17 protein-coding genes and 5 pseudogenes are annotated in these 19,515 nt (G+C 64.9%); 9 read left to right on the plus strand and 13 right to left on the minus strand.

Annotated elements, in window-relative coordinates; all coding sequences use genetic code 11:
• Positions 1 to 79: 79 nt before the first annotated feature.
• Positions 80 to 2,205 (plus strand): annotated as a pseudogene (locus KZO24_RS18820) (bifunctional rhamnulose-1-phosphate aldolase/short-chain dehydrogenase).
• 26 nt (positions 2,206 to 2,231) lie between these two features.
• Positions 2,232 to 3,524, plus strand: a complete 1,293-nt coding sequence (locus tag KZO24_RS18825) for a sugar isomerase (protein ID WP_008832079.1) — start codon at positions 2,232 to 2,234, stop codon at positions 3,522 to 3,524.
• Between the two features lie 191 nt (positions 3,525 to 3,715).
• Here the strand turns inward: KZO24_RS18825 and KZO24_RS18830 are convergent, their stop codons facing one another.
• Genes KZO24_RS18830 through KZO24_RS18840 form a run of 3 tightly spaced genes read right to left on the minus strand, consistent with a single transcriptional unit; the run spans position 3,716 to position 5,042 of the window.
• Entirely contained in the window at positions 3,716 to 4,306 is a 591-nt protein-coding gene (locus KZO24_RS18830; protein WP_271183034.1) for an RNA polymerase sigma factor, read from the minus strand.
• A gap of 7 nt (positions 4,307 to 4,313) precedes the next feature.
• Positions 4,314 to 4,754 (minus strand): periplasmic heavy metal sensor, encoded by a 441-nt coding sequence (locus KZO24_RS18835; RefSeq protein WP_271183033.1) that lies wholly within the window; start codon positions 4,752 to 4,754, stop codon positions 4,314 to 4,316.
• Positions 4,755 to 4,757: 3 nt separating this feature from the next.
• Positions 4,758 to 5,042, minus strand: a complete 285-nt coding sequence (locus tag KZO24_RS18840) for a hypothetical protein (RefSeq protein WP_486487536.1) — start codon at positions 5,040 to 5,042, stop codon at positions 4,758 to 4,760.
• Positions 5,043 to 5,224: 182 nt separating this feature from the next.
• Between KZO24_RS18840 and KZO24_RS18845 the strand changes: the two genes are divergently transcribed.
• The gene (locus KZO24_RS18845) at positions 5,225 to 5,533 is read left to right on the plus strand and encodes a copper resistance protein CopC (protein WP_370424298.1); all 309 of its coding nucleotides are present in this window, start codon (positions 5,225 to 5,227) and stop codon (positions 5,531 to 5,533) included.
• Entirely contained in the window at positions 5,530 to 5,598 is a 69-nt protein-coding gene (locus KZO24_RS18850; protein ID WP_370424341.1) for a hypothetical protein, read from the plus strand. The genes KZO24_RS18845 and KZO24_RS18850 overlap by 4 nt, the downstream gene beginning before the upstream one ends.
• A 191-nt stretch (positions 5,599 to 5,789) precedes the next feature.
• Here the strand turns inward: KZO24_RS18850 and KZO24_RS18855 are convergent, their stop codons facing one another.
• The 7 genes and pseudogenes from KZO24_RS18855 to KZO24_RS18885 all read right to left on the minus strand — a co-directional run.
• Positions 5,790 to 6,746, minus strand: coding sequence for a Gfo/Idh/MocA family oxidoreductase (locus tag KZO24_RS18855; protein WP_271183031.1), 957 nt, complete (start codon positions 6,744 to 6,746; stop codon positions 5,790 to 5,792).
• A 41-nt stretch (positions 6,747 to 6,787) separates the two neighbouring features.
• Complete coding sequence (locus KZO24_RS18860; RefSeq protein WP_271183030.1) at positions 6,788 to 7,699, minus strand: class III extradiol dioxygenase subunit beta; 912 nt, start codon at positions 7,697 to 7,699, stop codon at positions 6,788 to 6,790.
• Between the two features lies 1 nt (position 7,700).
• Positions 7,701 to 8,111: a protocatechuate 4,5-dioxygenase subunit alpha gene (ligA, locus tag KZO24_RS18865; protein WP_271183154.1), complete on the minus strand. Its 411-nt coding sequence runs from the start codon at positions 8,109 to 8,111 to the stop codon at positions 7,701 to 7,703.
• 11 nt (positions 8,112 to 8,122) lie between these two features.
• A pseudogene (locus KZO24_RS18870) lies at positions 8,123 to 9,147 on the minus strand (amidohydrolase family protein).
• 3 nt (positions 9,148 to 9,150) lie between these two features.
• Positions 9,151 to 10,020 (minus strand): NAD(P)-dependent oxidoreductase, encoded by an 870-nt coding sequence (locus KZO24_RS18875; RefSeq protein WP_271183028.1) that lies wholly within the window; start codon positions 10,018 to 10,020, stop codon positions 9,151 to 9,153.
• A gap of 68 nt (positions 10,021 to 10,088) precedes the next feature.
• The gene (locus KZO24_RS18880) at positions 10,089 to 10,994 is read right to left on the minus strand and encodes a LysR substrate-binding domain-containing protein (protein ID WP_486487537.1); all 906 of its coding nucleotides are present in this window, start codon (positions 10,992 to 10,994) and stop codon (positions 10,089 to 10,091) included.
• A gap of 116 nt (positions 10,995 to 11,110) precedes the next feature.
• Positions 11,111 to 11,251: pseudogene (locus tag KZO24_RS18885) on the minus strand (helix-turn-helix domain-containing protein); the annotation flags it as partial.
• 98 nt (positions 11,252 to 11,349) lie between these two features.
• Here KZO24_RS18885 and ligK point away from each other — a divergent pair.
• The 4 genes and pseudogenes from ligK (at position 11,350) to KZO24_RS18905 (ending at position 15,950) form a co-directional block, all read left to right on the plus strand.
• On the plus strand, positions 11,350 to 12,024 hold the full coding sequence (ligK, locus tag KZO24_RS18890; protein ID WP_271183026.1) for a 4-carboxy-4-hydroxy-2-oxoadipate aldolase/oxaloacetate decarboxylase: 675 nt from the start codon (positions 11,350 to 11,352) through the stop codon (positions 12,022 to 12,024).
• Positions 12,017 to 13,080: pseudogene (locus tag KZO24_RS18895) on the plus strand (4-oxalomesaconate tautomerase). Before ligK ends, KZO24_RS18895 begins: the two are co-directional and overlap by 8 nt.
• Positions 13,073 to 13,948: an amidohydrolase family protein gene (locus KZO24_RS18900; RefSeq protein ID WP_370424302.1), complete on the plus strand. Its 876-nt coding sequence runs from the start codon at positions 13,073 to 13,075 to the stop codon at positions 13,946 to 13,948. Before KZO24_RS18895 ends, KZO24_RS18900 begins: the two are co-directional and overlap by 8 nt.
• A gap of 124 nt (positions 13,949 to 14,072) precedes the next feature.
• A complete protein-coding gene (locus KZO24_RS18905) occupies positions 14,073 to 15,950 on the plus strand; it encodes a bifunctional sugar phosphate isomerase/epimerase/4-hydroxyphenylpyruvate dioxygenase family protein (RefSeq protein WP_486487538.1) in 1,878 nt (625 codons plus the stop codon).
• Between the two features lie 52 nt (positions 15,951 to 16,002).
• Here KZO24_RS18905 and KZO24_RS18910 read toward each other — a convergent pair whose 3' ends face one another.
• The 3 genes from KZO24_RS18910 to KZO24_RS18920 form a co-directional block, all read right to left on the minus strand.
• Positions 16,003 to 16,545 carry an MFS transporter gene (locus tag KZO24_RS18910; protein WP_486487539.1) on the minus strand — a complete coding sequence of 181 codons (543 nt, stop codon included), beginning with the start codon at positions 16,543 to 16,545 and terminating at the stop codon, positions 16,003 to 16,005.
• Positions 16,509 to 17,366, minus strand: coding sequence for an MFS transporter (locus tag KZO24_RS18915; protein WP_486487540.1), 858 nt, complete (start codon positions 17,364 to 17,366; stop codon positions 16,509 to 16,511). The genes KZO24_RS18910 and KZO24_RS18915 overlap by 37 nt, the downstream gene beginning before the upstream one ends.
• Positions 17,367 to 17,519: 153 nt before the next feature.
• Positions 17,520 to 18,434, minus strand: a complete 915-nt coding sequence (locus tag KZO24_RS18920) for a LysR family transcriptional regulator (RefSeq protein ID WP_271183021.1) — start codon at positions 18,432 to 18,434, stop codon at positions 17,520 to 17,522.
• A gap of 260 nt (positions 18,435 to 18,694) precedes the next feature.
• On the opposite strand from KZO24_RS18920, the pseudogene aroD reads away from it, so the two are divergent.
• Positions 18,695 to 19,503: pseudogene (gene aroD / locus KZO24_RS18925) on the plus strand (type I 3-dehydroquinate dehydratase).
• The last annotated feature ends 12 nt before the right edge of the window (positions 19,504 to 19,515 follow it).

Genomic DNA, 19,515 nt, shown 5'->3' on the forward strand with positions numbered 1-19,515 from the left:
ATGGTGTTGATTGATTGCTTATGAGCGATTAGTATCGAGTCAGATTGAACATGAAAAGAGGAAATGTCAGAGGGTGCCCATGGATACGATCACTGCCCCCGCCGCCCCGTTGAAATCCGCCCCCGCGCTCACTTTCGCCGTGCCGACCAGCCGGTGGGACGACTCGGTCGCGGCGTCTCTTTCTCCTGCCCAACTGCTGCTCTACCGCTCCAACCTGCTGGGTTCCGACCTGACTGTCACCAACTTCGGCGGCGGCAACACCTCCGCCAAGCTGCAGGAGGTCGATCCGCTGACCGGAGAGACGGTGGAAGTGCTGTGGGTGAAGGGCTCGGGCGGCGACATCGGCTCGATGAAGCTCGATGGATTCGCGACGCTCTATCAGGACAAGCTGCTTGGCCTCGAACAGCACTACGGCGGCCCGGACGACGACGACAAGATGGTCGGCTACCTGCCGCACTGCACTTTCAACCTGAACGGCCGCGCGGCGTCGATCGACACGCCGCTCCATTCGCTGCTGCCTTTCGCGCATGTCGATCACGTCCACCCGGACGCGATCATCGCGCTTGCCGCCAGCTCCGGCGGGGAGGCGGCGACGCAGGCGATCTGGGGCGGCCGGATCGGCTGGCTGGCGTGGAAGCGCCCCGGCTATACGCTGGGCGTGCAACTGCGTGACTTCGTGGCGGCCAACCCCGGCGTCGAAGGCGTAATGCTCGCGGGCCACGGCATCATCTGCTGGGCGGACAGCGCGAAGGCCTGCTACGAACACACCGTCGAACTGATCGCCGACGCTGCCGCCTACCTCAATGCGGGCCTTGCCGGTAAGCCCGCGTTCGGCGGCGCGGCTTATGAAACCGCCGGGGACCGCGCGGCAATCGCGGCCGATCTCATGCCCCGCCTACGTGGCCTGATGACCGGAGCGCGGCGCAAGGTCGGCCACTATTCCGACGATGCCGAAGCGCTCGAGTTCGTGAATTCGGCCGACTTCCAGCGTCTCGCTGACCTCGGGACCTCGTGCCCCGATCACTTCCTGCGTACCAAGATCGCGCCATTGACGCTCGACCCGGCGCGGTTGCAGGATGACGCCTACCTGGCGCAGAAGATCGCCGATTACCGCGACCTCTATGCTGCCTATTACGAGCGCTGCAAGCGTCCGAACTCGCCCGCGATGCGCGATGCCAATCCGGTCGTGGTGCTGGTGCCGGGCGTCGGGCGCATCACGTTCGCCACCGACAAGACCACCGCGCGCCTCGCCGGCGAGTTCTACGGCAACGCCATCAATGTCATGCGCGGGGCCGAGGCGATCGGCGACTATATCGCGCTCGATGAACAGGAAGCCTTCGACATCGAGTACTGGTTGCTCGAGGAAGCCAAGCTGCAGCGCATGCCCGCGCTCAAGCCCCTGGTCGGCCGCGTCGTGCTGGTGACCGGCGGGGCGGGCGGCATCGGCGCGGCTAGCGCGGCGCGGCTGATGGCCGAGGGCGCCTGCGTGGTTCTCGCCGACCGCGACGGCGCCGTCGTCGAGGACGTGCGCGCCGGTTTCGCCAGGCAGTTCGGCAAGGACGTGGTGCGTTCGGTGGTGTGCGACGTGACGGATGAAGCGCAAGTCGCCGAGGCCTTCGCCGTCGCCGCGCGCGAGTTCGGCGGCCTCGACATCCTCGTCGCCAATGCGGGCATCGCCTCCTCGGCGCCGATCGAGGAGACCACCATCGCGCTATGGAACCGCAACTACGACGTTCTGGCGCAGGGCTATTTCCTGACCAGCCGGGCCGCGTGGCCGCTACTGAAGGCGATGAAGGAACAGGGCGGCACCAGCGTCGTGTTCATCGGCTCGAAGAACGGCGTCGCCGCTGCTACCAATGCCAGCGCCTATGCCTCGGCCAAGGCGGCGGCCAACCACCTTGCGCGCTGTCTGGCGCTGGAGGGGCGCCGCACGGCATCCGCGTCAACGTCGTCAACCCCGATGCCGTCATCAAGGGCAGCCGCATCTGGGACGGCGACTGGCGCAAGGAGCGCGCGGGCGCCCACGGTATCGACACCGGCAAGGAACTGGAGGAACATTACCGCCAGCGCTCCATGCTCAAGCGCGACGTGCTGCCCGGTGACATTGCCGAGGCGGTGTACTTCCTGGCGGGCGACCAGTCCGCCAAGTCCACCGGCAACATGATCAACGTCGATGCGGGCAATGCCCAGGCGTTCACGCGCTGATCACGACGGGAAGAGGATAAGAGACAATGACGAACCTGCCGATTTCCGCCGAACTGATCGCGGAAGCCAATGCCCGCGCCGCCGAGGCGCTGGAAGACGACTACGCCTCGCTGGGCCGCAAGCTGGAGCGTTCGGGCATCGCCATCGATGCGATCAGGGACAAGGTTGCGGGCTTCTCCGTGGCGGTGCCGACATGGGGCGCGGGGCGCGGCGGCACCCGTTTCGCCAAGTTCCCCATCCCCGGCGAGCCCACCAATATCCACGAGAAGCTGGAGGACTGCGCGGTCATCAACCAGCTCTCGCGCCTGACCCCGCGCGTCAGCCCGCATTTCCCGTGGGACAAGGTCAGCGACTACAAGGGGCTGCGCGAGGAGGCGGCGAGCCTCGGCCTGGGCTTCGATGCGGTGAACTCGAACACGTTCCAGGACCAGAAGGGGCAGGCGCAGACGTATGCCACCGGCTCGCTCTCCTCGACCATCGAGGCGACGCGGGCGCAGGCGGTGGAGCACAACATCGAGTGCATCGAGATCGGCCGCCAGCTCGGCTCCACCGACCTGACGGTCTGGGTGGGCGACGGCACCAACTTTCCCGGCCAGCAGGACCTCGGCCGCAGCCTCGACCGCTATCTCGACGCTGCGAGCGAGGTCTACGCCGCGCTGCCGGACGACTGGCGGATGTTGCTGGAGCACAAGATGTTCGAGCCCGCGTTCTACTCCACCGTCATCAGCGACTGGGGTTCCTCGATCCTTGCCGCGCAGGAGCTTGGCCCCAAGGCCAAGTGCCTCGTCGATCTTGGCCACCATGCGCCCAACGTCAACATCGAGCAGATCGTGGCGCGCCTGCACCGGTTCGGCAAGCTCGGCGGCTTCCACTTCAACGACAGCAAGTACGGCGACGACGACCTCGATTCCGGCTCGATCAATCCGCACCAGCTGTTCCTGGTGTTCAACGAACTGGTCGAGGCCGAACTGGCCCCGCGTGATGGCTTCAACCCCAGCTACATGATCGACCAGTCGCACAACGTCACCGACCCGATCGAATCCATGCTGTCTTCGGCCGAGGCGATCGGATCGTGCTACGCCAAGGCACTGCTGGTCGACCGAGAGGCGTTGCATCTGGCGCAGGAAGCGAACGACACGATGATGGCCTTCCAGGCCCTGCGTCGGGCCTACAACGTGGACGTTTCTCCGATTCTCGCGAAGGCACGCATCGATGCGGGCGGCGCGGCGGACGTGCTGGGCGTCTATCGCGAAAGCCGCTGGCGCGACCGCAAGGCGCAGGAACGCGCGGCGGTAGGGCTGGGGGCCGGAATTGTCTGAGAATTCGCAATGAATTCCGAGCAAATCGTCGGCCGCGCGGTGGGAAAGGCATCCTGCTCCTCAGACGCGCAAAGACGTTGATTATGAAGCAGGGCTCCGGCGGGGTTCGTGGTGATCGGGGTCTGTCGATCTGCCGGACCTGCCGGTTTCCGAAAGATGGACGCTTCGATGCCCCTCACCAAATCCCGCCGCTATCCCTCTATCAAATATGACAATTTCTGCCGGGCACGGTAGATGCGTGTCTCGACGGCCTTGCGGCTGATGCCGAGTATCGCAGCCGCTTCGTCCTGAGCCAGACCCTCGATCGCGCAGAGCAGCATCGGCTCTTTCAGGGTATCGGGGAGCGCGGCCAGGGCGGCATGAATGCGATCGACCTCGCGGCGCGACGCCAGCGCTGCTTCAGGTTCTTGTGCGGTATCGGCGACTGCCAGGGCATGCTCCATCGGCAGGGCGAGGGACAGGAACCGCCGTACCGCTCGCCGCCGTGCCCAGTCGCGGCACTTGTTGAGGGCGATCCGCAGTACCCATGCCCGGAACGACCGCGCCGGATCATAGCGGCGCAGCGCGAGGAAGGCTGCGACGAAGCTCTCCTGCGTGACGTCGAGGGCATCGGCATCATTGCCCACATGGCCACGCACCACGCGGAACACGGCGCTGCGGTGCGCAGCCATCAGCGTATCGAACCCGGCCTGCCCACCGGCAAGCGCGAGCGCGACGGCGCGGGACTCGTCTCCCTTCGCGTCGCCGCGTGCATCAATGCGGCTCTGTCGTGCGCCGGTCACTGGCAGATCAGTCCTGCGGCGGGGACGTCAGCGCCTCTGCCACTGCCGTATCGAAACGGCCGGTCTGGTCGGCGCGCAGGACGGCGCGCATCGCGAAGATGTGCTGCAATGTTGCCTTCTGAAGTTCGCCCATCGCCACGTGAGAGTGATCAACCGCTTTCTCGACATCCGGACCATAGGCGTGTTCGTGTGCGATAGCGGCCGCGAGATCGGAATTGGCCGCCAGCAATTCCGTTTCGAGGCGCGCCCGCCGGGAGGCGAAGCCCTTCTCCAGCAGTTCGATACGCTCCATCTGAGCTGGATCGAGATTCAGTTCGCGATGAAGAACCACATGAATCCGGCTCTCTTGCGGTTCCGGTTCCCGCAGCCGCTGCCCCAGCCAGAGCGCACCGAGTGCGACAAGGAATGCCAGCAACGCGACCAGACAATAGCGGGAGACGTTTCCCATCCCTCAGGACACCAGCAAGTGCGAAGGCGCCGCAGCGGGCAGGCCAAGCAGTGTGTCCGCGTGGACGTAGGCATGCTCACGCGCACCATCCGGTCCGGCACTGCCCGAAAGGCCGCCCCACAAACCGACTCCGCCGGCGACAACGCAGGCAAGCAGGAGGGATCTGTGAAGCGCCCATCGCTCGCGCCCTGCCGCCAGCCCGGCCATGACTTTGCCATCGAGCGTGCCAAGGGCCATTGGCACGGGTTCGTCGCGCAGTTGTGCAAACATGCGATCCAGATCGTCCAAGCCTTCGCTCCTTTCACACGTCCACACGCCGTCGGGCTCACTGCTCATACGCGGCAAATCGCCGCATCCCTCGCCCCGTAAAAATTTCGCGACGCATGAGAGGGATCGCGCCGGACCTTGCGTATGACCTCATGTAAATCCGGACAAGCTGGTTCGTCCGGATCGAATGAGGAAACCTTGCGATGCGCCTTGCTGTCCCTGCGGCCGCCATCGGCCTGTCCATGGCAGTCCTGCCCGCCGCGGCGTTCGCCCATCCCGAGCTGTTGAGCGCGACCCCGGCGGCGAAATCCGCCGTGACCAGGCCGACCTCGATCGTCCTCAACTTCTCCGAAGACCTCGTTGCGCCGCTGTCAGGGTTCGATCTTGTCATGACCGGTATGCCCGGAATGGCCGATCATAAACCGATGCCGATCAAAGGCATCGTCGCCAGGGCCAAGGGCAGGGCCGTGACGGCGGCACTGCCGCGCCCCCTTCCGACCGGCACATCCTGACCTGGCACGCGGCCGGCGCCGACCAGCACCGCATCGAGGGCAGCTACGGCTTCACCGTCCGCTGATGCATGAATGAGAGCGATTTCCGCTTCATTTCCATGGCGCCTGTGCCTGGATGATCGCTTTATGGCGCGCCGTGTGGCCTCGCTGCGTGCCTGAAGCACCGCGACCATAAGTGGTCACGGTGCTTGCATGGCTCAGGAACGGATGCCGGCTGCGATCATCGGGCTACGTCCCATGCGGATGCGTCGTGCCGTCAGGACCAGCCGTCCTGCGCTTCGAGGCTGGCGGCCAGTTCGCCGATCACGCGGTAGCAGTCGAGCACCTTGCCGACCGACGAGTTCGGCTCGCGCCCTTCGCGGATCGCGGCGATGAATTCGCGGTCCTGCAGTTCGATGCCGTTGTTCGAAACGGTGACGCCGGTCAGGTCGATCGGTTCTTCCTTGCCGTTCACGAGATCGTCGTAGCGCGCGATATACGTGCCGTTATCGCCGATGTAGCGGAAGAAGGTGCCCAGCGGGCCGTCGTTGTTGAACGACAGCGAAAGGGTGCAGATCGCACCGGTTTCCGCCTTGAGCTGGATCGACATGTCCAGAGCGATGCCCAGTTCGGGGTGCTTCGGCCCCTGCAGCACGTTGGCGGCGACGATCTTGCCCGACTGGTAGGCGAACAGGTCGATCGTGTGCGCGGCGTGGTGCCACAGCAGGTGGTCGGTCCAGGAACGCGGCTGGCCCTTGGCGTTGATGTTCTTGCGGCGGAAGAAGTAGGTCTGCACGTCAAGCTGCTGCAGCGTCAGTTCGCCGGCGGCGATCTTGTTGTGCACGTACTGGTGCGAAGGGTTGAAGCGGCGGGTATGGCCGACCATGCAGACTAGGCCGGTTTCCTGCTGCTTGGCGACGACCGCTTCGGCATCGGCCCAGCTGTCCGACAGCGGGATTTCCACCTGAACGTGCTTGCCCGCGTTCATGCAGGCAATCGCCTGTTCGGCGTGCATCTGGGTGGGAGTGCACAGGATCACCGCGTCCACATCGGGCAGGTCCAGTGCTTCGGCCAGATCGGTGCCGGAATGCGGCGCGCCGTACTTGGCGGCGACTTCGGCGGCCTGCTCGGCGGAGCGGCTGATGACCGAGGCGATTTCCACGCCGTCGATGTTCTTGAGGCCGTCGAGGTGCTTTTCACCGAAAGCACCGGCGCCCACGAGGGCTATGCGCATGGTATTCTCCCAAGGAATGGATGAAATGTAACGAACGAAATTCAGATCGCGGATTGGGCTGCCGCGTTGTTGCCTTCCAGCGTCGGGCTGGGCGGCACCGTGCCATCCACCGGTTCGAGCACGAGGTGCCCGATCGCGGTATTGGAGCACGGTACGTGGTAATGGCGGTGCAGCGCCCTGGTTTCGCGGCCCAGCGCGCCGCGCATGATCAGCCACATCACCATCTCGATACCTTCGGAGCCGGTTTCACGCAGGTATTCGATGTGCGGGATCGTGCGCAGCTTCTGCGTGGAGCCCACCATGCCGTCGAGGAACATGTTGTCCCATTCGGCATTGATCAGCCCGGCGCGCGGCCCCTGAAGCTGGTGGCTCATGCCGCCGGTGCCCCAGATCTGGACGTTGAGATCCTCACCCTCGAAAGACTGCACCGCGCGGGCGATCGCCTCGCCCAGTGCCCAGCAGCGGTTGCCCGAGGGCGGCGGATACGTAACCACGTTGACGGCCAGCGGGATGACCTTGGCGGGCCAGTTCTCGGGCGCGCCGTACATCATCGTCAGGGGCACGGTCAGGCCATGATCGACGTCCATCTCGTTGATGATCGTCATGTCGAATTCGTCGAGGATCAGGCTCTGCGCGATGTGCCAGGCGAGGTCCGGGTGGCCTTCGACGTCCGGCACCTTGCGCGGTCCCCAGCCTTCGTCGGCGGGCTTGTAGCGTTCGCCGCAGCCGATCGCGAAAGTCGGGATGATCTTCATGTCGAACGCCGATGCGTGGTCGTTGTAGACCAGGATCACGACGTCGGGCTTGTTCTCGGGCTTCGCGATCCACTCTCGCGTCCAGTCGTAGCCTGCGAAGATCGGGCCGAAATAGGCGTCCCGGTCCTTGCCGGTATCGGCGGCGACACCCAGAAGCGGCACATGGCTGGAGGCGATGCCTGCGGTTATGCGGGCCATTTCAACAGTTTCCTTTGATCGAGCGTACGCCTTCGGGCGAACGGCCGCCGGCATCCATCATGGCTTTGTATTCATCGACGCTCATACCGGTCATCGTCGAGACCGCCTGCAGGAAGCTGAGGCCGTCGGTCGAGAAGACCTTGGACAGGAAGTAGATGTTGCCGCCAAGATCGAGCAACCGGTTGTAGTCGCGGGCGAGCACGGCTTCCTTCTGGTCGTCGGTCATCGGCCATTCGTTCAGGTAGGCGCGCTCGTCCGCCAGCCAGCGGGTGCGGTTCTCTGCTTTCATCAGGCTCATCGCGAACTGGTTCAGATGGTAGCCCTGCCGGGCGCGCGCGGCAGTGTAGACGCGCGTACCGGGGATATCGTCGAACTCGCTAAGATATTCGTGAATGTCCCGTGGGCCGATCACAGCCTTTTCGGTCACAGGCCGCGTTCCTTCAGCTTCGCGTCGAGGCGCGGGAAGACCTTGCGGGTGTTGCCTTCGAAGATCGCGTGACGCTCCTCGTCGCTGATGTCGAGCGCATCGACATAGCGCTTGGTGTCGTCGAAATAGTGGCCCGTCTGCGGATCGATGCCGCGCACCGCGCCGACCATCTCCGAGCCGAACAGGATGTTCTTGTTGGCGATCACGTCGGCCAGCAGGTCGATGCCGGGCTGGTGGTAGACGCACGTGTCGAAGAACACGTTGTTCATGATGTACTCGTCAAGGCTGGGCTTCTTCAGCATGTCGGCCAGTCCGCGATAGCGGCCCCAGTGGTAGGGCACCGCGCCGCCGCCGTGCGGGATGATGAAGCGCAGCTTCGGGAACTTCGCGAAGAGGTCGCCCTGCATCAGCTGCATGAAGGCTACGGTGTCCGCCGCGATGTAGAAGCCGCCGGTCGCGTGCATCGCCGGGTTGCACGAACCCGAAACGTGGATCATCGCCGGTACATCCAGTTCCGACATGACCTCGTAGATCGGGAACCAGTATTCGTCGGTCAGCGGCGGGTGCTCGAAATGGCCGCCGCCCGGATCGGGGTTGAGATTGCAGCCGATGAAGCCCAGTTCCTCCACGCAGCGGCGCAGTTCCTTGATCGAGGCGGTGAGGTCCGCCTTGGGCGACTGAGGCAGCATGCAGACGCCCACGAACGTCTCGGGGAACATCGCGACCACGCGGGCGATCAGGTTGTTGCAGTGGAAGGCCCACTCCTCGGAAATCGCCTGATCGCCGACATGGTGCGCCATGGCCGATGCGCGGGGGAGAAGATCGTCAGATCCGCACCGCGTTCCTTGATCAGCTTCAGCTGGTTCTGCTCGATCGTCTCGCGGATTTCCTCGTCGGAAATCTCGGGGTAGGGCGGGATCGGCTCGCCGGCCTTGAACGCGGCGATCTGGGCCTCGCGCCAGGCGTCGTGCGCTTTGGGCAGGACGGTGTAGTGACCGTGACAGTCGATGACGAGCGACATGGCTCAGTTCTCTCCCTTAGGTGTGGCGGTAATGGCCGCAAGCTTCGCGGTGAAGCCTTCCGGCAGCGATTCGATGGTGAATTCAGCCCCGACGTCTCCCAGCGCCTGCTGGCGGGTGACGGTGCCCTGGGTCATGAGCGGATCGATGCCCAGATCGCGCAGCATCTGCGCGGCCTCGGCCATCTCTGCGGCGCGGCGGCGGCCGTGGACGAGCATGCGGTCGAGATTGTAGTCGGCGCGTGTCGCCCAGGAAATCGTCTTCTCGCTGGCGTCGAGCGAGGCGAGCACGGCCTCGGCCACATCCTCGGCATGGGCGGCCAGCATCATCTCGGCGGTGAGCGCTTCCAGCCCCTTGACCATGACCGAGCGCACCAGCTTGATCGCGGAGGCCCGGCCGATGGCATCGCCGACGACAGTGGTTCTGGTAAAGCCCGCGTCGCGCAAGCGGCTTTCAGCCTCCTGCGCATCGGGGCCGGAGATGTTCAGCGGCACGGCCATGCGGGCCGGGTCGACCGGGGCCATCACTGCGACATCGACATAGCGCCTGCCCGCGTCCGCGAAAGCGCGCGCGGCTTCCCGCTTGGTGCCGGGAGCGATGGAGTTCATGTCGCAGAAGAGAGCTTCTGGCGCGATGAGCCCGGCGCATTCCCGCGCGACTTGCAGCGCCTGGTCGGCGGTGACGAGTGAAAGGACGATGGCTGCCCCCGTCACGGCCTCGCCCATGTCCCGGCACGGCATGACGCCAAGCCCGGTCATGGTGGCCAATCGGGACTTAGCAATATCGAATACGCGCGCGCGTTCCTGCCATGACGCTGCTTTGGCGAACGTCGCCCCGGCTTCGCCAAACCCGATGATGCCTATGGTGCCTCTCATGGCGGCTTAAGTGCCGTTGAGTGCCGTTCGGTCGCAAATCGGAACTCGCGAAGAGTTATAACACTGCGCTAAGTCTGTGTAAGTCCGCAATCGCGTGCGGCGGCTTCGAGATCGGCAAAAAACTCCGACTGGACCTCGGTGGGAAGGAGGGAGGCGCGGGTCGTCATGCCGATTGTACGGGCGAATCGTTCGGGCAGGCGCGCCAGCGGGCGCAGCCATCCGGCCTCGACTTCCACGGATACCTGATCGGGGGAAAGCAGGGTGATGAAGTCGGTGCCCATCAGGACCTGCCGGATCATCATCACCGATCCCGATCTGATCGGAACCGGCGGCAGGGGCAGGCCGAGGTCCGTGAAATAGCCTTCGAAACTGTCGCGCAGCGGGGTTCCGCGCGGGGCCAGTGTGAAGGGGAACCGCGCCATGTCCGCGCCGGTCGGGTCGGTGTCCGCCAGGGGATGGCCGTGCCTTGCGTAGAAGGCCGGAACGTCGTCGAACAGGCGATGCTGGGCGAGGTCAGGCTCGGTCAGCGGTTCGCGCAGGGCGCCCACCATGAGGTCGATCACGCCGCTGCGCAGCGGTTCGACCAGTTCGGCGCGCGATCCTTCGACGATGGTGAGGCGAACCTGTGGCCTTCGCGCAAGAAAGCGGGCGACGGCGGCAGGCAGGATGCGCGCGCGGGACAGCGGCATGGCGCCGATGGCGATGCGCCGTGTTTCGTGCCCGCGCAGGGCCATGACTTCGGACAGTCCCGCTTCCAGTTCGACCTGAGCCAGGCGAAACTCGCGCGCCAGTTGATTGCCTGCATCGGTCGTGATCGCGAACTTGCCCCGGCGGCTCACCAGCGTGCGGCGCAGCGCCAGCGACAGATCGCTGACGGCGCGGTGGATCGATGGGATCGATAGCCCGGTCGCCTGGCTGGCGCCGGTGTAGCTGCCCGTCTCCGCCACTGCCAGCATCGCGCGCATCCGCGACATGGTGACGTGCGGGCTCCGTATATGAGCCAGCGCGGCGGCGATGCGGGGGCAAGGATCTCGCCCGCGCGGGTCGGGATCATGCCGTCATGGCGACGCTCGAACAGTGGCAGGCCCAGCGTGTCCTCCAGCCGGCCCAGCGCCTGTGTTATTGCGGGCTGGCTTAGGTTGACCGCGCTGGCGGCGGCATTGACCGTTCCCAACCGGGCAATTCGCTCCACCGCATGAAGGTGCCGAAGGTTCAGCGTCCAGATGTCCATGCGGTCACTCTTAGCCAAATCCAATCGCACTTTCCAAAGTTCTCTTTCCGTTGCGACGGCGGCTTCGCCATCTCGGTGCAAAACTAGGAGTGCATGTCATGAGTGGTATCGTCGTCCAGAACATCGAGCGCGCTGACCCGGCCGTGATCGACGGTCTCGCCAGGTGCGGCGTGGCAACCGTTCACGAAGCGCAGGGCCGCACGGGTCTGCTCGCCAGCTATATGCGGCCGATCTACAATGGCGCGCGCATCGCCGGCTCGGCGGTGACTATCAGTGCGGCACCGGGCGACAACTGGATGGTCCATGTCGCCATCGAGCAGCTCAAGGACGGCGACATTCTGCTCCTCGCCCCGACCAGCCCTTGCGAGGACGGCTATTTCGGCGACCTTCTCGCCACCAGCGCGCAGGCGCGCGGCTGCCGTGGCCTGATCATCGACGCCGGCGTGCGCGATGTGCGCGACCTGACGGAGATGAACTTCCCCGTCTGGTCCAAGGCGGTCTATGCGCAGGGCACCGTCAAGAACACGCTGGGCTCGGTCAACGTGCCCGTGGTCTGCGCCAATGCCGCCGTGCAGCCGGGTGACGTGATCGTGGCCGACGACGACGGCGTCTGCGTCGTCCCGCGTGAAAAGGCAGCCGAAGTTCTGGCCGCCGCGCAGGCCCGCGAAGCCAATGAAGGCGAAAAGCGCGAGAAGCTGGCCAGCGGCGTCCTTGGCCTCGACATGTACAAGATGCGGGAGCGTCTGGAGAAGGAAGGTCTGAAGTATGTCTGACCCTTCCGTCAGCGCTCCCTGCATGTGGATGCGCGGGGGCACGTCCAAGGGCGGGTACTTCCTGAAGGACGACCTGCCCGCCGAACCGTCCGCGCGCGATGCCTTCCTGCTGGGCGTGATGGGCTCGCCCGATCCGCGCCAGATCGACGGCATGGGCGGTGCCGATCCGCTGACCAGCAAGGTGGCGGTCGTCGCGAAATCCGCACGGGACGGGATCGACGTCGATTACCTGTTCCTGCAGGTCTTCGTCGACAAGGCGGTCGTGACCGACGCGCAGAACTGCGGCAACATTCTGGCCGGGATCGGCCCTTTCGCGATCGAACGCGGGCTGGTGGCCGCCACTGGCGATGAGACGCCGGTGGCGATCTATATGGAGAACACCGGGCAGGTCGCCGTCGCTACCGTACAAACGCCGGGGGCAAGGTCACCTACAAGGGCGAAGCCGCGATCGACGGGGTGCCCGGCACGCATGCTCCGGTGCCGCTGGAGTTTCGCGACACCGCCGGTTCATCGTGCGGCGCGCTGTTGCCTACCGGCAATGCGGTCGACGTGGTGAACGGCGTGCCGGTAACCCTGATCGACAACGGCATGCCCTGCGTGGTGCTCAAGGCGAAGGACGTGGGGATCACCGGTTATGAGGATCGCGACACGCTGGATGCCGACACGCAGCTCAAGGCGCGGATCGAGGCGATCCGGCTTGCCGTGGGCGAGCGGATGAATCTGGGCGACGTAACCGACAAGTCCGTACCCAAGATGATGCTCGTCGCGCCGCCAAGGAACGGCGGGGCGGTCACCGTCCGCAGCTTCATCCCGCACCGTGCCCATGCCACGATCGGCGTGCTGGGGGCGGTGTCGGTGGCGACCGCGTGCCTGCTTGAAGGCTCGCCCGCCGCCGAGGTCGCGGCGACGCCGGCAGGCGCACGCAAGACCCTCTCGGTCGAGCACCCCACCGGCGAGATGACCTGCGTACTTGAAACCGACGAAAGCGGCGCCGTCGTCAGTGCGGCCCTGCTGCGCACTGCGCGCAAGCTGATGGATGGGATTGTCTATGTCTGATCGTATCGTTTCCTGGCACGGCGCGCCCTCGAAGCCGCTCTACACTCCGCCCGCAGGCGCGATCGACGCGCATTGCCATGTCTTCGGACCGATGGCGCAGTTCCCGTTCAGCGCCAAGGCGAAGTATCTGCCCGAGGACGCCGGGCCGGATATGCTGTTCGCCTTGCGCGATCATCTGGGTTTTGCGCGCAACGTGATCGTTCAGGCAAGCTGCCACGGCACGGACAATGCAGCCACGCTCGACGCCATCGTGAAGAGCAATGGCAAGGCCCGCGGGGTCGCGGTGGTCGATCCGGCGATTTCTGAGGCAGACCTTGCCGCGCTGCACGAAGGTGGCATTCGCGGCATTCGGTTCAACTTCCTCAAGCGTCTTGTCGATGACGCGCCCAAGGACAAGTTCCTCGAAGTGGCCGGGCGCCTTCCCGAAGGCTGGCATGTCGTAATCTACTTCGAGGCCGACATTCTTGAGGAACTGCGCCCCTTCATGGATGCGCTTCCGGTGCCGCTGGTGATCGATCACATGGGCCGTCCTGATGTCCGGCAAGGGCCGCACGGTGCTGACATGAAAGCCTTTCGCGCCTTGCTCGATAGCCGTGACGATATCTGGTTCAAGGCGACCTGTCCGGACCGCCTCGACCCGGCCGGCGATCCGTGGAACGCCTTTGCGGATGCCGTGGCGCCGCTGGTCTCGGATTATCAGGATCGCGTGCTCTGGGGCACCGACTGGCCCCACCCCAACATGCAGGATGCTATCCCGGACGACGGGAATCTGGTCGACATGATCCCGCGCATCGCCCCGACACTGGAATTGCAGCACAAGCTGCTGGTGACCAATCCCATGCGGCTTTACTGGCCCGGAGAACTTTGACGGTATCGCCCGCCGGAGTGATCCGGCGGGTATAACCAAATGCTATGAAAGACGGCTCCGCAACCGCTTAAAGTCATGCCCTGCTGCGCAGATATGGAGTACACCATGTCCAGCGGAGCATCCGATGCACAATGCCATTGCCACCGTGTCGCTGCGCGGCACCCTTGAAGAAAAGCTGGCCGCTGCCGCGCAAGCGGGTTTCCAGAGCGTCGAGATATTCGAGAACGACCTGATAGGTTCTGCGCTGCGTCCGCAGCAGGTCCGCAGGCTGATGGAGGATGCCGGGCTGTCCTGTTCGCTCTATCAGCCGTTCCGGGATTTCGAAGGCATGCCCGGTGCCCTGCGGCAGCGGGCGCTGGACCGTGCGGAACGCAAGTTCGACGTGATGGAGGCACTGGGCACGGATCGCATCCTGGTGTGCTCGAACTGCTCGCCCGCCTCGCTCGGCGATCGGCAGCGCATCGTCGATGATTTCCGCGAACTGGGCGAGCGGGCCGCCCGGCGCGGCATCCTCGTCGGCTACGAAGCGCTGGCCTGGGGGCGGCACGTCAACGATCATCGCGATGTATGGTCGATCGTGAAGGAGGTGGATCACCCCTCGATCGGCATCATTCTTGACAGCTTCCACTCGCTGTCGCGCGGCATTCCCAATGACAGCATCCGCGACATCGCGGGCGACAAGATCGTCTATGTCCAGTTGGCCGACGCGCCGCTGCTGGACATGGACCTGCTCTACTGGAGCCGCCATTTCCGCAATCTTCCGGGGCAGGGCGGTTTCGACCTGACCAACTACGTCGCGGAGATTCTGCGCACCGGCTATGAAGGGCCGCTGTCGCTGGAGATATTCAACGACCGCTTCCGTTCGATCTCCACCAGGCTGATCGCGCAAGACGGGCATCGCTCGCTCGAATATGTCCGCGACGCCGCCCTTCGCGTATTGGGCCGTCCGACGGCGATGCCCGCCGCCCAGGCACCGATGCGGGCCGAGTTCGTGGAATTCACCGCCGGGTCGGAAGACGTGGCACGGCTGGGCGAAACCTTCGCCGAACTGGGCTTCGCAAGGAGGGGCACGCACCGCACCAAGAAGGTGACGCGATGGCGTCAGGGTGAGGTCAATCTGGTCGTCAATGCCGAGCCGAAGGGCTTCGCACAGTCCTATCGAATCGTGCACGGCACCTCGATCTGCGCGATCGGCGTGCGGGTGAACGACGCGCAGGCGGTGATGGATCGCGCCGCCGCTCTGGGCATTCGCGCCTATAAACCGGAAGGCCGTCCGGGGCGCATGGCGATGCCCGCCTTGCGAGGCGTCGGCGGCAGCCTTGTCTACCTTGTCGAGGACGCCGGCGCTGAGGCGCTGTGGGCGCGGGAGTTCGAGTCGGCGGATGTCTCCGCCGCGCAGGGTGACACGGCGGTGCGGGACATCGATCACCTCGCAGCGGTCGTCCACAATGACGAGTTCCTGTCCTGGCAGCTCTATTGGCGCGCCCTGTTCGGGCTGGAAGGCCGTGATGCGCAGGACGTCATCGATCCGGCCGGACTGGTCCACAGTCAGGCCCTGCAGTCGCCCGACGGCGCCTTCCGCCTGACCCTCAATGCCTCCGATGCGCGCGAGACGCTCTCGTCGCGTTTCCTGGCGCAGGGGCTAGGCGGCGGCTTCCAGCACGTTGCCCTGACCAGCGACGATCTGTGCGCCACCGCCCAGGCGCTTCAGGCACGCGGCGCTGCGATGCTTGATATTCCGGCGAACTATTATGACGATCTGGCCGCCCGCTTCGGACTGACGGACGAAGTGCTGGCAGGGATGGTGCAGGCCGGGATGCTTTACGACGAGGATCTGGAAGGCAATGCATACCGGCAGTTGTACAGCCGGGCTTTTGACAAGCTGTTCTTCTTCGAGTTCGTCGAACGGGCACCTGCCTATGTCGGGTACGGAGCGCCCAATGCCGGTGTCCGGCTTGCCGCGCAAAACCGCTATCGCGCGGCGACAGCAGGGGCGGAGTAAATAGGCAAGAGCCCCGTCCGCCGTTTGGCAGATGGGGCTCTTGTTTTTCAGTTCAGCGCTGGCCGGGCAGGCGGATCAGCGAGGCGCAGAAGCCCGCCAGCACGACCGGTACTGCAAACACCGTGAAGATGACGGGAAGGGAGACCTTCTCTGCCAGCAGAAACCCTCCCAGCATCGGGCCGATCACGGCGCCGATGCGGCCTATGCCCATGGCCCAGCCGATGCCGGTGCTGCGTGCCTCGGCTGGATAGAGGCTGGTCGCCAGCGGATAGCAGCCGTTGAACCCTCCCTGCACGAAGACGCCGATGAGGAATGCGGTCAGCAGCGTCGCGGCCAGCGGCATCGACACGGCGCCGAACACTACCAGGGCAACCGCCGCCAGCAACATGTAACCCAGGATGAGGCGGCGCAGGTCGAAGCGCATGGCTACGTAGCTCAGCAGCGAAATGCCGACGAAGGCGCCGATGTTGAAGATGGCCCCGGCATAGATCGCGTCCTTGGCCGGGAGGCCCGCTTCGACGGCGAGCTTGGGGATCCAGCTGATGACGAAATAGAGCGTCATGAAGCTGAACGTGATCGCCAGCCACAACAGCATGGTGCTCGCCGCGCGCCCTCGCTGAGGAGGCCGCGCAGCCCGACGTGCTCGGCCTGGGCGCTCTTGCGCTCCGGCAGGGCTTCAAGCGGAGCGCGGCCGATGACGACGAGCAGGCGATTGGCCCGCTGCAGTGCGTTCGCAGGCTGCCGGGAGAGCAGGAACTCCACCGATTCCGGCAGGAAGGCAAAGACGAGCGGGATCGACAGCAGGCACAGCGTCGCCGCGCCCAGCAGCATGGCCTGCCACCCGTGCGCCTCGATGTGCTGGGCGACGAGAAAGCCCGTCAGGGTCGCGCCGACGGGGTATCCGGCCTGCAGGAAGCCCACGGCGAAGGTGCGGTGACGGGCGGGAGCATATTCGGCCGTCAGGGCCGCCATGCTGGCGAGGACGGTGCCGATGCCGATGCCGACGATGAAGCGGCTAATCAGCAGTTCGGTGATCGAGCTTGCCAACCCCGAGCCGAACATGGCGGCGGCCATCATGACCAGCGAGGCAAGGATAAGCTTGCGCCGCCCGAACCTGTCGGCCAGCGGAGCCACCAGCAGGCCGCCGGCGGCCATGCCTGCGAGGCTTGCGCTGAAGACGACGCCGAGGCTCTCGGGGCTGATCCGCCAGTCCACAGACAATGCGGGTGCGATGTACGACAGGATCAGCACGTCCATGCCGTCCAGCATGTTGAGCATGAAGCAGATCGCCACGATGAGCACCTGCCGGGCAGACCATCGGTCGTCGCCGGACAGTTCCTTCACGCTTGAGGACTGGCCCTGCACGGTGACGTAGGGGCGGACGGAAACCGACCCCGAGGCGGAATAACTTGCCATGGTAACGCTCTTTTCCATCCTCTTCACGGCGCTTGCTTTGCGCCTGTGCTCGCCCGGTCATTGAACAGCGTCAGTCGGGCCTTACCGATCATGTCGTAACGGCAACAGCGTAATTCTCGCACACCACGCAACGATGTTCGGCATGCCCTTATGTTATGGGTGGGAATGCGTCGCAGATCGCGGCAAAGCCAGGAGAATGTTGCGCGCGATCTCTTCGAACGTTTCGCCAACCAGCGTCCGTGCCGTTTCCAGATTTCGGCTTATGTAGACGGGCAGGGTGCCGGGATGCTCGAATTCCAGGAAGCGTACGGTGTCGGCATGGGGCTGCATCGCGGTGAAGCTGTCAACCAGCGCTACCCCCATGCCGTTGGCGACGAAGGCTACGGCCGTCTCGGCGAAGCGCACGTAAGTCGCCACGTCCAATACCTCGCCCGCTTCTTCGTACATTCGAGCGATGATCTGGCCGTGCGGCGTTTCCTTGCGGAAGGACTGGATTCGTTCGCCGTGCATATCGGCAAGGGCGATATGGCTCCGGTCCGCAAGCCGGTGCCCCGCCGGGACGGCGCAGACCATGCGGCCGCTGCCGATGCGGCTGGACAGCACGTTGGGATGGTCGATGGGAAAGACGCTCAAGGCATAGTCGCCGCGCTGCAGGGCCAGCCAGTCGACCGCCTGCTCCACCGAAAGCACGTCGAACTGGATGGTGACGTCGGGGTAGTTGCCCGTCAGCCGCGAAAGCATCTGCGGCACCACCGAATGCCCAAGCGAGGGCGATGCACCGACCCGGAACGTCCGGTCGACACCCTTGGCCAGCCGCTGCACCACGTGTTCGAGGTCGCTGAAGCCCTTGAAGACCTGCTCCACTTCCCGGAACAGCGCCTGCGCTTCGGGGGTGGGCAGCAGGCGGCCGCGCGTACGGTCGAACAGGCGGAAGCGCAGCTTGTCTTCCATGTGCCCGATCATGCGGCTCAGCCCTGGCTGCGACGTGCCCAGCATTCGCGCTGCGCCGCTCACCGTCTTGGTGATCATCACGGCGTGGAAGATTTCTATCTGCCGGATCGTCAGCATAGGCCTGCATATCCGATTGCCGCGCCAGGGGACAATAGCGATCCGCTCGGCGCAATGCACCGGCCCGCGTCGGACCGCACGTGAAAAAGTGGAACGAGGAGACTTCCCATCAGGTTATGTACCATTTAGTACACACGAATGCCGACCACAAGATCGGTTCATGACACTTGCGGAGATTGAATATGCCTTTGATGCGGCGCCGCCAGGCTCTTGCCCTTGGTGCAGCGGCAGGAATCCTGCCCACTATCGGCGCTACGGCGATGGCCGCGGCTCCTGCTCCGAAAGCACCGAATCAGCTCCGGCCGATACGGATTCGTGACGTGGAGATCGGAGCCGGTCGTACCAAGACCATTGTGTCGCTGATCGAAACTACACCCGATGCGGTGCTGTCGCGGGCGCGCCTGCTGGGCAGCATGAGCGAGGTCGACGTCGTGGAATACCGGGTCGACTTTCTGGATGCCACCCTCGATCCGCAGGCGGTCGCGGCAACGATGCGCCCGGTGGCCGATGCCATCAAGGGCAAGCCGCTGGTGGTGACGTTCAGAACCAAGGCCGAAGGCGGGCAGAAGGCCATCACTCCGGCCGAGTACGCGGCCATCTATCAGGCGGTTCTGAAAAGCGGTGCAGGCGACCTGATCGACATCGAAGCCGCCTTGTTGTCCGATCCGGCAGTGGCCAGGCTCAAGTCCGATGTGCAGGCGATGGGACGCCATGTGATCCTGTCGCACCACGATTTTGCGGTCACGCCTTCGGTTGAGGTCATGGTTACGCTGCTGCGCCGGCAGCAGGCGCTCGGGGCGGATATCTGCAAGCTGGCGGTAATGCCGCATGATGCCGGCGACCTGCTGCGGCTGCTGGAAGCGACCTGGATCATGCGTCGCGACCACGGCGATCGGCCGCTGGTAACGATGGCGATGGGTGGTATCGGCGCCGTGTCGCGACTGGCGGGGAAGCGTTCGGTTCCGCGCTGAGCTTCGGCGCCCTGGGTGATCCGTCCGCGCCGGGGCAGGTGAAGGTTGCCCAACTGCGGGATACCCTGGCCATCGTGCACGACGCCATAGCGGGGTAAATCGAGTTTGAT

Source organism: Novosphingobium sp. NFX11, from assembly GCF_057376415.1.